At 31.4% G+C, this 14335-nt stretch carries 9 protein-coding genes; 1 reads left to right on the top strand and 8 read right to left on the bottom strand.

Features of this window, described 5'->3' with window-relative positions:
• Positions 1-4: 4 nt before the first annotated feature.
• Complete coding sequence (locus ACOQN8_RS01535) at positions 5-2884, bottom strand: T9SS type B sorting domain-containing protein (RefSeq protein WP_420551327.1); 2880 nt, start codon at positions 2882-2884, stop codon at positions 5-7.
• A 155-nt stretch (positions 2885-3039) separates the two neighbouring features.
• On the opposite strand from ACOQN8_RS01535, the gene ACOQN8_RS01530 reads away from it, so the two are divergent.
• Positions 3040-4392 carry a UDP-N-acetylmuramate--L-alanine ligase gene (locus ACOQN8_RS01530; RefSeq protein WP_420551326.1) on the top strand — a complete coding sequence of 451 codons (1353 nt, stop codon included), beginning with the start codon at positions 3040-3042 and terminating at the stop codon, positions 4390-4392.
• On the opposite strand, the gene ACOQN8_RS01525 is transcribed toward ACOQN8_RS01530, so the two are convergent.
• The 7 genes from ACOQN8_RS01525 to ACOQN8_RS01495 all read right to left on the bottom strand — a co-directional run bounded on the left by ACOQN8_RS01525 (position 4389) and on the right by ACOQN8_RS01495 (position 14026).
• On the bottom strand, positions 4389-5447 hold the full coding sequence (locus tag ACOQN8_RS01525; RefSeq protein WP_420551325.1) for a nucleotidyltransferase domain-containing protein: 1059 nt from the start codon (positions 5445-5447) through the stop codon (positions 4389-4391). The two genes, ACOQN8_RS01530 and ACOQN8_RS01525, sit on opposite strands and share 4 nt — an antisense overlap.
• Positions 5437-6546, bottom strand: a complete 1110-nt coding sequence (locus tag ACOQN8_RS01520) for a phosphoenolpyruvate carboxykinase (ATP) (RefSeq protein ID WP_420551324.1) — start codon at positions 6544-6546, stop codon at positions 5437-5439. The genes ACOQN8_RS01525 and ACOQN8_RS01520 overlap by 11 nt, the downstream gene beginning before the upstream one ends.
• Before the next feature lie 63 nt (positions 6547-6609).
• Positions 6610-6777, bottom strand: coding sequence for a hypothetical protein (locus tag ACOQN8_RS01515; RefSeq protein ID WP_420551323.1), 168 nt, complete (start codon positions 6775-6777; stop codon positions 6610-6612).
• 22 nt (positions 6778-6799) lie between these two features.
• The gene (locus tag ACOQN8_RS01510; RefSeq protein ID WP_420551322.1) at positions 6800-9778 is read right to left on the bottom strand and encodes a lamin tail domain-containing protein; all 2979 of its coding nucleotides are present in this window, start codon (positions 9776-9778) and stop codon (positions 6800-6802) included.
• A 146-nt stretch (positions 9779-9924) separates the two neighbouring features.
• Positions 9925-10092, bottom strand: coding sequence for a hypothetical protein (locus tag ACOQN8_RS01505; protein WP_175578724.1), 168 nt, complete (start codon positions 10090-10092; stop codon positions 9925-9927).
• Between the two features lie 21 nt (positions 10093-10113).
• Positions 10114-13254, bottom strand: coding sequence for a T9SS type A sorting domain-containing protein (locus ACOQN8_RS01500; protein ID WP_420551321.1), 3141 nt, complete (start codon positions 13252-13254; stop codon positions 10114-10116).
• A 94-nt stretch (positions 13255-13348) separates the two neighbouring features.
• Positions 13349-14026 carry a phage tail protein gene (locus ACOQN8_RS01495; protein ID WP_420551320.1) on the bottom strand — a complete coding sequence of 226 codons (678 nt, stop codon included), beginning with the start codon at positions 14024-14026 and terminating at the stop codon, positions 13349-13351.
• Positions 14027-14335: the final 309 nt, after the last annotated feature.

Genomic DNA, 14335 nt, shown 5'->3' with positions numbered 1-14335 from the left:
ATTCTTATTTACTTAAGTAAATTCTTCCTTGTTTAGCTTTAATATTGTCTCTGTTATAATTAAGAATATAAAAGTAAACTCCACTTGTAACATCGCTATTCGACATGTTTTGTCCATTCCATTTAGGTGAATTGATATTTCCTCTAAATAGCAGTTGACCGTATCTATTGAAAATTTCTAATTGATAATCAGGATAAAAATATCTGATATTTGGAATGTAATAGAAATCATTGACCCCATCTCCGTTTGGCGAAAAACCATCTGGAATAAAAAAGTTGTAATCTTCAGGATTACAGTTGTTAAGTGTTACTTCAATAGGAGTACGTTCACTTTCACACCCTGAGTTTATATGCATATTAGCTACATAGTATACAATTCCTTCTTCTAATAAATCAGCTTTATCAAGCTCTGTACCTCCTGTTGAAGCATCGTACCAAATAAATTCATGACCAGTGGTATTGGTTAATGAACTTTCAAAATCTAAAAGAGTAAGGTTTTCCAATGCACATAAAAGTGTAGTTCCAGTTAGTTGAGGTTTAGGAGGATTGATAACTGTAACATTAAAAGATAATCGGTTAATACTTTCACATCCGTTGATACTTTCTGTAGCATAGTAAGTAACTCCATCTACCAAAAGCGTATCAGGAGCTAATAAATTACCACCTGATAAACTATCATACCAAAGAAGAGTTCCTGAGTTAACGACAGCATCTAAATTCGCAAGAGTAGGTTTGTCTATACCACAAAACAAAGGTGTAGTATTTGTAGAAGTTACATTCTGAGGCGTGTGTATCGTAACTGTAACTGGAGTTCTTTTAGAGCTTTCACAATTTGTATTTAAACTTGTAGCGCTTACGAAATAGTCTTCACCATCAACTAGAATTGTGTTTGGATCAAGTTTAACATTAGTAGTGTTATCAGCGTACCAAGATAAGTTATCGCCACTTTTTATTTTTATATCAGCTAGGGTAGGTAAATTTGGATGAAAATCTGAAGTACAAAATGTTTGATTAGCATCAAGTTCTGGTGCTTCTGGAATACCATCTATAGAGAAGTTTTCTTCGATTTCAAAGTCAAACTTTGTTCTACAAGGAGTGGTGTCGTTCTGAGTACTTTTTAAGATAACATTGTAAAAACCCTTATCTAAATTGGTAATATCAATATTATAATTTGCTATTCCTCCACTAAAAATAATCGTATTTTCAGTTAATACTTTACCAGTAGCAACTTCGGTCACTTTATAGTTTATAGTGTAATCACCACTTGTAAGTTTCGGAGCATCAATTTTTACTTTTAAATCTGAAGCATCACATTTATTATCTATTGCTAAATCTAATTGAATGTCATCAGGAATTCTATTAATAGTAAAATTGTAATTAATACAACTCAATCCGTTTTCAGTAGCTGGAGTGATTTTAAAATTAAAATCATTTTCTGTTTTAGGGAATTTAGATAAATCTAGAGGAATAATAGCTTCACCATTTACAAAATTAATATCATAATTAGTTATGGTTGAAGTTGTATTGTTACTTGCTATTGTATATGTAACATTTTCAATATCATTTGATAAATTACCATCTTTATTATAAAAATCATAAATAGTTAAATCGATACTTCCACCATCATAACAAGTATTGTCTAACTTAGCTTTTGCTTCATTAATAGTAAAACTATCTTCAACTACTGTAAATGAATTACAAATAATACCTCTAATATCATCTATAGATTTTGTTCTTATAATATAGCTTCCTGGAGGTAAGGTGGTGTTTGGTAATGTTATTTCAGGAGAATTGATTGTTCCATCAATATTTACGATGTTAATGTCTAAAAGCGTGTCAGTATACATGACTAAATTAGTAGTAGCGTTTATAATTTCATACTCTAAATTGTATGTCATTGTAGAATTTAGCGTACGGTCATGTAAGATTTTTATGAATAATGAGTTTTCTCTACATTGGTTTTGAACAGAAAACTCACCTGATATTTTAGGAAGAATTACAGAGACCGTTGCAGTTTCTTCACCACAAACCCCGTGTACAGGGTATACTGTATATTTAAAATCATATTTACCTGACCCGAAATTATTATAGATTTCTTGAATGTTGATAATAGCATCTAATGGACCACTAATTTGGCCTGTTCCACTTTCATCTACCCATATGCCATTCGAGTCGCCTCCAATGATATAATCAAACAAATTAACATTGGTATAGGGGCTTAAATCATCTGTATCACAAATTTCAATATTTTGAGCTGTTCCAGCTCTAGCAGCTCTATGGACTTCTATAACTACTGTAGCTTCCCTAGCGTTGCAAGTATCAACTTTGTCAACTGTATATGTAAAAGTATAGGTGCCAACGCCTGCAGCTTGTGCATTAAAGTAGTTGTCAGTTAAAAGTCCAGTGGGAGTACCAGCGGCAGGACTCCATTGTCCGTTAATATCGGCACTTAAGTTAATTAAATCATTATCTAAAAATGTAAATAAGTCTACAGTACTATTATCACTACAAGCATTAGCACCTCCGTCTACATTGTCTTCTCCTGGATAACCTCCAAGAAGGATAGTAATCTCTGCACTTTCACCACATTTAGGGTTTGTATAAGTAAATTTATGTTCTCCAAATCGATTAATAGCCCATAAGTTTACAATACCGGTAGTTTTGTTAATTACATGTTGATTGATTGGAGTGTTGGCCGTCCAAGTACCTCCATTTTCTGGAACTCCATTTAATTGATTAAATAGATTGAAATTTTGATAGTTTGGATCAGCATCCTTATTACAAATTGTAATAGAATTATTTGCTCCAGCACATTGTGAAAAAGCTTTATTTGAAATAAAAATAAAGCAAAATAAAAAAATAAGAAGAGTGGATCTTAATAACATTGTATATAGCAATTTATATTGTTATTTTTCTGACTACAAAAAAACGGAAATTTTAGAGATTAATAAAAAAAGGAGCCTCCTTTTTAAAAAGGATTGTTTTGCTTTCTATATGCTAGTATACTTCATTATCTTTACGGAAAATTTAGGATATTTTAATGAATATACATTTTATAGCTATAGGAGGAAGTGCTATGCATAATTTAGCAATAGCGTTACAACAAAAAGGATATCAAATAACAGGTAGTGATGATACTATTCATGATCCGTCTAAGTCGCGTTTAGAAAATAAAGGTTTGTTGCCAGAAGAATTTGGATGGTTTCCTGAAAAAATTTCTACAGACTTAGATGCTATAATTTTAGGAATGCATGCTAAGAAAGATAATCCAGAATTGTTAAAAGCTCAAGAATTAGGAGTTAAAATATATTCATACCCTGAATTTTTATATGAACAATCGAAGAATAAAACCCGAGTTGTTATTGGGGGTTCTCATGGAAAAACTACCATTACTTCAATGATTTTACATGTGTTAAATTATCACGATAGGGAAGTAGATTATATGGTAGGGGCTCAATTAGATGGATTTGATACCATGGTAAAGCTTACTGAAGAGAACGAGTTTATTGTTTTAGAAGGTGATGAGTACTTAAGTTCGCCAATTGATATGCGTCCAAAGTTTCATTTGTATAAACCAAATATAGCTTTGTTAAGTGGTATAGCTTGGGATCATATAAACGTGTTTCCAACTTTTGAAAATTATGTTGAGCAGTTTTCAATTTTTACCAATTCTCTTACCAATGGAGGAATTATGGTGTATAATGAAGAAGATGAAAATGTAAAAAGGGTAGTAGAGGGAAGTGAGCATCCAATAAAAAAATATTCATATAAAACACCTCCATATTTTATTGAAAATGGAACTACTTTTATAGAAACTGAAGAAGGTGATTTACCTTTAGAAGTTTTTGGAGAACATAATTTGCAAAATATAGCTGGAGCAAAATGGATTTGTCAGCATATGGGAATTGAGGAAGATGAGTTTTATGAAGCTATTGAGAGTTTTAAGGGAGCAAGTAAACGTTTAGAGAAAATAGCAGAAAATAATTCTACTGTAATTTTTAAGGACTTTGCTCATAGTCCAAGTAAAGTACAAGCAACTACTACCGCTGTTAAAAATCAATATAAAGACAGAACTTTATTGGCTTGTTTAGAATTACATACATACAGTAGCTTAAATGCTGAGTTTTTAGCTGAATATAAAGGAGCACTAAATAATGCTGATAAGGCAGTTGTTTTTTATTCGCCACATGCTGTAAAAATTAAACAGTTAGAAGAGGTTACTGAAGAGCAAATAGCCAAAGCTTTTGAACGTGATGATTTAATAATTTATACAAATCCACAAGAATTTAAAGAATTTTTATTCAAGCAAAATATAGAAAATACAGCTGTGCTTTTAATGAGTTCAGGTAATTATGGAGGATTGGATTTTGTAGAGGTTAGGAATCTGGTTTAAATTTTAAGTACTTTTTTAAGTAAATATTTTCTGTAATTTTTAATATAAAAAGATTTTAAAATTATTTCCAATCTAGTTTTATATAAAAAAAATAGGTCCCATTTTTTTTTATTAAAAGCTGCAAGTTTTGGGGTGTTTATAAATTTTAATTGTATTTTTTTAAAGTTTTCTGTTTCAGAAGATTTTGTGTAATCTAAAGATTTTGGGTGATTAAATAGCATACTAGAACTTGCTATAAAATTATTTAACTTTGAAGAAAAAGGAGATTTAAAATCTGTCAAAGTTTTTTTTACTGAAGTTAATTTTGATAGTAGATATAAATCATAAGAATTTCTTAAGGAAATAGTTTTGTAATATTGTCCCCAATCATTAAGTTGTTTATTAAAACATGTCATTAAAACTTGATCTTCATACGATAAGATGTTTATGTTATTATGAATAGTTTTTAATTTTGGTTTAACTATTTGATAATTAAAATCTTTTTCATTTGTAATCATTTTGTAATGTACTTCAATAGCTCCTATTTTCCCTTTTTTTGTTATTTTAGGATAATGTCTATTTAGAAAAGTATTATCAATAAAGTTTTCTGATTTTTCAGCATAACCATTGTTTTTTAATATTTTTAAAGCATTGTTAAATTGATTTTTCGAAGTTAAAAAATCAATATCTCCAACCATTCTTTCAGCAATATCTTCATATAATCCTTCTAGTAAATTCCCTGTACCTTTTAGAAAAATAGGAGTAATATTATTAGCTAACAACAGATCGTTTATTTCTTTAGCTTGTACTATTATTTGCTGATTTCGTTCTCGGTTTAAATCAGTAATATGTTTCATGTATTCTACCAAGTCGTTTGGTAAATAATGAAGAAAGTTAGCACGTTTTAAATTACAATATAAGGCAGGAAATACATAATGTGAAGTGCTTAATTTTACTACATTATCCCAATCAACATTTCCTGATTTTAATTCTTTTTCAATAATCTCTTTGTTCTTAGCCTCATGTGTAATTGTTAGACACTTTCCAACAAAAAATAATGTTTCTTTATAAGTCATTATTAAAGATTTTTGAAACCGTTTCTATCATTTTGTTATTGTTAGAATACGTAAGTTGATAACAAGGGAGTTTAGCAAACCACGTTAAAAAAATTTCTGCATTTGCAGCAATAGGAGATAACCAAGAATCTGGTACTAATTGCTCAAAAGCGTCGATTTTAGATATTTCTTTTAAAATTAAATCACTGTCCTGTTCATATTTTATGAAAATTAAAGCTTTACAAGGTGAATGGGCAGTGTAATTTGAATTATTAGGAGGTAAATAACGCACGATTTTATTTAGTCTCTTGAAATGATATTCAGCAGATGTTTTTAATTCTGGATAAATAGGAAACAGGGTTTCTAAACTGTTCTTTTTTATAGAGATGGCAGAAGGGAAGCTATATACTTCTTGTTTTTCAGAATCAACAGGAACAAAGTCATCTGCTAAACAGATAAAACCATTTGTTTGTAATAGGGCTAAAGAAGTACTTTTTCCATTTCCAGAATCACCTAAAAATAACATAGATTCTTTACCATTACTAATTGCTGAAGCATGAAATACACCTAACCATTCATCTTCAACTTTTTCATGGATATGTTCTACTATTTTCATGGAGAATTTACCTTGAAAATAATGAACTTCATTTAGGTTCCAAGTATTAATTATTTCATTATTAATAGAAAAACTAATACAATCATTATTACTATATACTTTATAATGAAATTTAGCTTTTTGTTGAGGTTGTATTTCTAAGTGAGCAAATTTTGGATGAACTAATGAAACTTCAAAATCAGTCAAATAATCAACTTGAATTACGATGTCGTTTATTAGATAATACTTTTGAAAGTTGAACGATTTAGGTATCTCTATATCTTCAATGTTTTTAATCTCTTCTGTATTCGTTTTTAATAAATTCTGAATATCAGAAACCAAGTTTTCTGCTTGTTGGTAAGGAATATTTATAGAATTAAAAATATTGGTAATAATTTGAGTTTTATCAACTTTGTTGTCTAATAAAGTTAAGATTTCAGCAACTAAAGGCTCAACAACAATATATTCATTGTTGTCTTGAAACCAAACTATCGATTTATTGTCTATTTTTTTATGTATAATCATGTGTCGTAAAAATAATAAAACCCTGATTATATCAGGGTTTTATTATTAAAAATGTTATTGATTTTAAAAACCATCACCAGGATTTTCTGGACTTTGAGCCTGGGCTTTTTGAGGATTCAATATCATATAAGTTCCTAAAGCGGTTAAAGCAGTATATTTTCCATACTTACCTATTTTTTTTAATGCTTCTTTTCTTGATATATTGTTTGTATTCTTGTTTTGTTCTTTCATAATCTCAAAAATTAGACGGGGTTTATTCTAAAATGATTTTCTTATTAGTTTTTCCTATTTCTGAGTTAATTTCAAAAATGTAAATTCCCTTAGCTAAAGAAGGAATTGTGATTGAAGATATTCCGTTAGATAAAAATGTTTTTTGAAAAACTTTCTTTCCTAAAATAGAATAAACATTTAAAGAGGCGTCTTTGGTTTGTAAACCAGTAATGGTTATTGTGTTAGTATTTGATTTGTATATACTAACGTTTTCAATAGTATTATTTTCAGCTACAGTTTTTAAAGCAGTAGTGTGTATGTAAAATCTACCAATACCATCCAGATTTTTGTTTAAAGTAACTTTGTAATTGTTTTCTAATAGATTGATGAATTTATTGTCAATTCGATCTTCCAAAAATACTTTTACACCATTAGGTAAGTTTTTAGCATTAATTGAAAACTCTATTTCTTTACCTGAATCAGCTTTAAGCCCTAATGGAACAACTGTTTTTTCTATGTCACTTAAAGGTAAAGATTGTATAGCTAGGTTTCTTCCATCATTGTTACTAACTAATTGAGAGTATAATGTGAATTTAGATGAAATTCCGCCAAATATTGTACCATCATAACCATTATCAAATCCTTTAGAAGTTCCGTTGATATAGTATATATTAGTTGACTTTGAAGATTTACCTTCATTCACAATTACAGATATTTCAGTTCTTGAGTTTTTTTGAAATGTATCAGTTGTTTGATGACTTTGATTAGCGGTATTGAATGTTACATCGGTATTAGAACCTGCACTAACAAAGAAAGCCTGGCCAGGGGCTACTTGAAAACTACCGTGTGTTCCTGACATTCTTACGTCATAACTACTAGTATTTTCATTCCACATCCAAACTGTTTGTTCAGATAAATTACCTGCATTATCAGTAAAAAAAGTACCTAAATTAATGTAAGAAGTAAATGGATTTCCAACTAAGTTAAAATTGTTGGTTGCTTGAGTAACTCCGTAATTAATATTATTAGAATTAATAGTCCCTGTAAAATTAATATCTCCAATAGAAGCTAGTTTAACTGATAAACCTTCTCCTGAAGAAATAGTACCAGTTGAGGCATTTGTATAATAATTCCAAGCAGTTCCATCGTTTTTATAAGGTGCAATTCCTATTCTTCCTCCACCAGAGCCATTAGCAAAAGTGTTATTAGTTCTTAAATCTTGAACACTTTCTCCAGAAACTGGAGAAGCAACTAAATACCAGTTTGTAGTTGGTAAATTTCTTTTGTAAGTAGCGCTTCCTGTAAATGCTGCATTGGCTATTAATGAGGCTCCAGATTCTATTAAAATAGAATTAACAGTAGTTGATGAAGAAACCGTAGGGTAGTTGGTTAATCCAGCTGGAATAACTACATCAGCACTACTAGAAGGTACAGCTCCTCCTAACCAGTTTGTTGTAGTGCTCCAGTTATTGTCAGTAGCTCCCGTCCATTTAATAGTAGATGCAAAAGAAGTATTATCTGTATTATCTCTACCTGGAGAAAATAAAACAGGGTTACTAACAATAGTAGAATGATCTACAAAAGAGCCAGTAAAGTCAACATTTCTAGCAATAGATTGGTCATTTCCTGCTGCACCATATATTTCAGTTAGAATTGTAGTACCTGATTCATTTTTTATTATAATTGTGTCTCCAGTATTATTCAATCCTAAAGCATTAGAGCTTGCTACTTGAACTAAACCAGGAACAGTAACTAGAGTACCTCCACCAAAAACAACAATAGCTTCATTTGCAGGGATGATAGTTCCATTAGGGAAAGTATGTCTATCGCCAGCTCCATCTGCTAAGATCCATCCAGAAATATCTAAACTAGATCCACTTACATTGTATATTTCAACAAATTCGTCTTCACTTGTATTTACTGTTCCGTCTCCATTAGCATCACCGTTTGTAGGATCTGGATCAGCATGAATTTCATTAATCACAATAGGTAAATCATCATCGGTAATGGTAACTGTGTGTTGTGATGTGGTTATATCGGCTGTTCCAGAAGTTACAGCAATATTTAAAACTACAGTCTCACTTAAGTAATCAGCATCATCATTAATGTCTATAGAAATATTTTGACTTCCGTTACCTGTAAATGTTAAAGAGCTAGTATTTAAAGTATAATCTGCAGCTGCAGCTGTACTACTAGCATCTACAGTTACACTTATGGTAACATCAGCTGAATAATTACTAAAAGTAACAGGTATTGATGTGTTAAAAGTAGCGTCTGTTTCGTTTTCGGTACTAGTTGCGTTATCAAAATTTACTGCAGGATTACCCGAAGGAGCTGTACCTTCAACTAATACATCATCCATCCATAAAAAACCTGCTCTACTAGAAGTAAAGTCAAAGCTCAGACCAAAATTATTATCAAAAGTATAATCAGTATTTGTATTTGTTCCTTTAGAAACAAGGTTGTCAAATCCACCATCACTATCTACTAATAATTCCCAGCTACCAGCATTTGTTCTTGTAACTTTAATACCATATGTATTATTCGAATTCCAGTTTATATCTGATGTAATAATTGCAGTTCCGTCTACTGCTCCATCAGTAACTTTCCATAAAGATAGAAAATCAGAAGTTCCTGAAAAATTTACACCTACAGCATATCCATCAACTGTACTTCCATTTAAATCTGTTTCGTTTGCTGTTAAATATACCCAGAATCTGTTAGCTCCAGATGGATCCCAACTCCCGTTTTTTAGATTAAATTGCCATGTTACATCTTGAGAAGTTAAATCTAAGGAAGATATATCATGATAAATGTAACTTTCACTAGTTGTGCTAGAAAGGTTATGTTTTAAAGATCTTGTGCCAGTTATGGGAGAGTCAGTTGAATTTACCCAATGAGAAGCCGTTCCCTCTGTCCATCCAGTAATATCACCATCTTCAAAGTTATCATTAATTACTTGACTTTGTATTGTAACAAAAGAAAACAATAAGAAGAAGGAGAAAAAGTAATTTTTTTTCATTATATAGTTTTTATGGTGTTTATAATTAGAAAGTTATGAAAAATAAGTTTTAAATGATAGATGTTTTTAAATGTTAACAATTTGTTAAAGAAAAAGGCTTCAATATAATATTGAAGCCTTTTTTTAAATTTATTTATTGCATATGATTAAAATCCATCACCAGGATCTTCTGGACTTTGAGCCTGCGCTTTTTGAGGGTTTAATATCATATAAGTTCCTAAAGCAGTTAAAGCGGTATATTTTCCATACTTACCTATTTTTTTTAATGCTTCTTTTCTTGATATATTATCTGTATTCTTGTTTTGTTCTTTCATAATTTTAAAGGTGAAGGGGTTTTATTCTAAAATAATTTTCTTAGACATATTACCTAAATCAGAATTTAGTTTAACAATATAAACTCCTGAAGCTAAAGTTGGTAATGTAATTTTACTTACTCCATTAGAGTTAATATTTGTATTAACTATTTCTTTACCAAGTATAGAGTATACTTTAATATTAGCTTTAGCTCTTAATCCAGTTACAGTAATTTCTTGTACATCTGATTTGTACATGCTTACATTTTCAAGAGAAGTACTAGGTGTGTTTAACTTTTGAGCAGTAGTATGGATATAAAATTGTCCAATTCCTTTACTAGCATTTGTTAAGTTTACTGTATGTTCTTCTTCAGAAAGATTGATGAATTTATTATTGATTCGATCCTCTAAAAAGATTTGAGTATCAGAAGGTAAGTTTTGTGAATTTACAGAGAAAGTAATTTCTTTGTCTCCATCACTAAGAAGACCTACAGGAATCACCATTTTTTCAATATTTGAGTTAGGTAAAGTTTGAATAGCTAACTTTTTTCCTTCATTATCATTTAATAATTCTGTAAATACAGCAAATTTATGATTTACTCCTCCATACATTTTAGAGTCATATCCATTGTCAAATCCTTTTGTTTTTCCGTCTATAAAGAACACTTTAGTAGATTTTTTGTTTTTTCCTTCAGAAACAAATAATTCAAAAGAAGTTTTTGGTGCTTGTTTCATAAAAGTATCAACACCTTGGTGACTTTGATTTGCTGTAGAGAAAGTAACATTACCAGAACCACTTGCTTCTACAAAGAATCCTTGCGCTGGAGCTATTTGAATTGGACTCACTGCATTATAAGTTACATATTGTGAACCATCCCATAACCAAACCGTTTCTTCACTTAATAATCCTGTGTTTGCATTAGTAAAAATACTTGAGCTAACAAAAGATGTATATGGATTACCAATTAAATTAAAGTTGTTTCTGCTACCTGTAGCAATAGGGAAGCTTACATTTGAAGTATTTAAACTTCCAGTAATTGAAACATCTCCAGCAGCAGCTAATTTCATAGATACACCAGTTCCTGATACTAAAGGACCAGTAGTTGCATTGGTAGCATAAACCCATGGAGTAGGGCCGTTATTTGTAAATGCACCAATACCAATGTTACTTCCAGAACCAGTTGCAAAAGTATGATTAGCAATTACATCTTGTTGTGTTTCACCTGAAACAGGAGCAGATACCAAATACCAGTTGGTGGTAGCTAAGTTTCTTGAATACGTTGTAGTACCAGTAACAGAAGCGTTGGCAATTAGTGAAGCTCCTGAAGCAATATTTATAGAGTTAACTGTTACTGATGATGAAATTGTTGGGTAATTCGTAATTCCATTTGGAATAGTTACATCAGATGTAGCGACTGGAACAGAATTTGTATTCCAGTTAGAAGCAGTATTCCAAGAGTTACTTGTTACTCCAGTCCATGTAATAGCTGAAGTTTCTGTGATTGTAGATATATCTACATCGCTAGAAGTATTTCCAGCATCATCTTCTGCTTGTACTACAAAATTGTTAATACTATTTTGAGTTAAATTAACAGAAAAACTCCAAGAGTTTCCAGAAACGGTATTAGAACCTAATGAAACTGAGTTATCAGCTGTTCCATCGTTGTTAGCATCCACATAAGCATGTACGGTAACCCCGTTTTCAGTATGTGAACCAGAAATTGTTTGTGTATCAGCGTTTATTGTTACAGCTCCAGAAGGAGTTGTTACTATTGGATTGGCAGGACTAGTTGAATCTTCAGTAATTGTAGGTACGTCGACATCACTAGAAGTATCACCACTATCATTTGCTTGTACTACAAAGTTATTAGCTGTATCCTGTGTTAAGTTTACAGAGAAGCTCCAAGCATTTCCACTAACTGTTGCAGAGCCTAAAGAGACTGCATTGTCTGCAGTTCCATCATTATTAGCATCAACATATGCATGTACAGTTACACCGTTTTTGGTATGTGTTCCAGAAATTGTTTGTGTTGCTGCATTTACAGTAATAGCACCAGAAGGAGTTGTTACTACTGGAGCAGCAGTAGGTACTGAAGAAACACTAACTGTCCTAGCATCATTAGCACTACCACTATTTTTATCTGTTGCAGTAACTGTAATGGTTCTATTGGATGTTCCTGGAGTGGTAGAAGTATTTCTATATCGTAACGATTGTAAAACTTCTTGTACAATAGCATTTGTGGCATCAGCATCAAAAGTAATAGTTAGTATTGTATTATTTGTTACAATACCACCACTAGCACTTAAATTTCCAACAACAGTTCCGTTAGAAAGAATATTAGTTCCACTAATAGTAATAGCTGTTCCGTCACCATCAGTATCTGAAATACTTAATTCATCTGCAGCTTCTGCGTTAGCCGTAATTTGAAGAGCTAAAGTTCCGCCATCCCAATCTGAGTCTCCATCTGAATCATTAACAGTTGCTGTAGCGTCTATTTGAGTAGCTGTATTTCCTTCTGTGTAAGCTAGTACAGTGTTGTTAATAGAGATTGTAGGATCTGTGTTTGAAGAGGATGGATTGTCGATAACAAGTTCGTCAATAGAGAATCCACCAGTTATAGCTGTTTCAGGTATAATTACAATTTCGTCTATATTTGAAAAAGAACCTGTTGTGGGGTTTGTAAAATCAAGATTGATTTCAGTATTATGAGCAGGAGATGATAAATTTAAAGTACCAACAATAGCTCCGTCTCTTTTTCCTTGAAACGTAAAGTTTAATGTTGCTGCACCTGAAGATCGTTCATAAGCAAACTCCATAGCAGTAATACTAAATTCAGTACCGCTATCAGAAATTAATGTTGCTGATGAAAATGTGCCGACCGCATCCCCAAGCCAAGAAAGAACGTGGTCAGATGATCCTCCAATAGCATTTGTTCCTGCGCCATTTCCAGAGTTAGCAAAGGCAATTAATCTACTATTACTACTAACAGCAGATACGTTAAAATTATTAAGTAAAGCGTTTACGCTCTGATTGGCTGACGGGTTTGTGGCATTACTAAGAACAACTACTGAACTTCCAAATTCCATAGTTCCTGGAGTTTGAGCTCCTAATTTTTCTGAAGTTAGAATTGATAAGTAGAATAGAAAAAAATAGGGTAGGTAGGTATGGTATTTTTTCATCATGTTATTGTATATTTAATTGACTAGTTATTATTTTGTTAGAAAACTCTTACAAAAAATAGATGTAAGAGTTGTATAAAACATATGTAATAGATATTTAGTTTCTTGAAGGAAAAGTACCTTGTATACATATAATGTATCGAATAGTTGTGGTTGGTTGAGATAAAAGAACTGCTTGATTTGACCCTGTGCTATTTACGGTAACATTTGGGGCAGTTCCTCCTGTGTTAATCATTTGCCCATTTATGGTATTAGTTTCAGGTCCAAAAGACTTTACATTTGTAGCACTTAATCCAGGACCAAAATTAGCTACAGCTGGTATGTCTCCAGCTTGAGGAGTTTCGCGTACCGCATTATCTGTGCTATATTTAATGGTTGCAACACTCCCAGTTCCTGCTGTTACTGTGGTAGTATGACTATGAGAAGGAAGTTGTAAAATATTAAGGTTTGTGTATTCAGATCCATACTTACTACCTTGAATTCTAGTACTTAACCCAGGTCCAGATCCTGCAGAAACGGCTACTCTACCTCTAAAGTCAGGTAAGGCAAAGGTAGTTCTACCATCTCCTCCATATATTGTCCCTATAATTGAGAATAATGCAGTGTTTTGTGAAATTGGCATTAATTGACCATTACAGAAAGCCCAACCTCTTGGAGGAAAGTTTCCTGCAAACATTTTAACTTCTCCTAAAAAGCCTTCCTGTTGGGCATTACTTGTTTTGGTAGATAATAGGCAGACAAATAATAATCCGATGAATTTCAATTTTAATTTCATAATAAATAGTTTTAGTTTGGTTAATGATTTTTTATTTAATTCCTCACAGCAAAGCTATTGGTCACTATCATAGTTTTTTTTAGAAAAGTATTAAGTGAAGTGTTTTAAGGAACGAGTGGGTGTTTTTTTGTAATAAGCGTTTTTGGGTTTTAAAAAGAATAGTATGTTAAAAACATAAGGTAATTTGTAAGAACAAATTTTTCTATATGTGATACAAAACCAATAAGAGATATGTGAATTTTTGATTTTGAATTGATGAAGGATTCATATAAAAAATCAGAAAGAGAATGTATTTCTCTATAGGTTCGG

Origin of the sequence: Tenacibaculum aiptasiae, from assembly GCF_965221665.1 — a bacterium.
Lineage (GTDB): Bacteria > Bacteroidota > Bacteroidia > Flavobacteriales > Flavobacteriaceae > Polaribacter > Polaribacter aiptasiae.
This window is presented reverse-complemented; position numbering and strand designations above follow the sequence as displayed.

Excerpts from the sequence above, each read along its gene's own strand:
- ACOQN8_RS01535 (WP_420551327.1), bottom strand. The coding sequence starts at position 2,884 with ATGTTATTAAGATCCACTCTTCTTATTTTTTTATTTTGCTTTATTTTT.
- ACOQN8_RS01530 (WP_420551326.1), top strand. The coding sequence starts at position 3,040 with ATGAATATACATTTTATAGCTATAGGAGGAAGTGCTATGCATAATTTA.
- ACOQN8_RS01525 (WP_420551325.1), bottom strand. The coding sequence starts at position 5,447 with ATGACTTATAAAGAAACATTATTTTTTGTTGGAAAGTGTCTAACAATT.
- ACOQN8_RS01520 (WP_420551324.1), bottom strand. The coding sequence starts at position 6,546 with ATGATTATACATAAAAAAATAGACAATAAATCGATAGTTTGGTTTCAA.
- ACOQN8_RS01515 (WP_420551323.1), bottom strand. The coding sequence starts at position 6,777 with ATGAAAGAACAAAACAAGAATACAAACAATATATCAAGAAAAGAAGCA.
- ACOQN8_RS01510 (WP_420551322.1), bottom strand. The coding sequence starts at position 9,778 with ATGAAAAAAAATTACTTTTTCTCCTTCTTCTTATTGTTTTCTTTTGTT.
- ACOQN8_RS01505 (WP_175578724.1), bottom strand. The coding sequence starts at position 10,092 with ATGAAAGAACAAAACAAGAATACAGATAATATATCAAGAAAAGAAGCA.
- ACOQN8_RS01500 (WP_420551321.1), bottom strand. The coding sequence starts at position 13,254 with ATGATGAAAAAATACCATACCTACCTACCCTATTTTTTTCTATTCTAC.
- ACOQN8_RS01495 (WP_420551320.1), bottom strand. The coding sequence starts at position 14,026 with ATGAAATTAAAATTGAAATTCATCGGATTATTATTTGTCTGCCTATTA.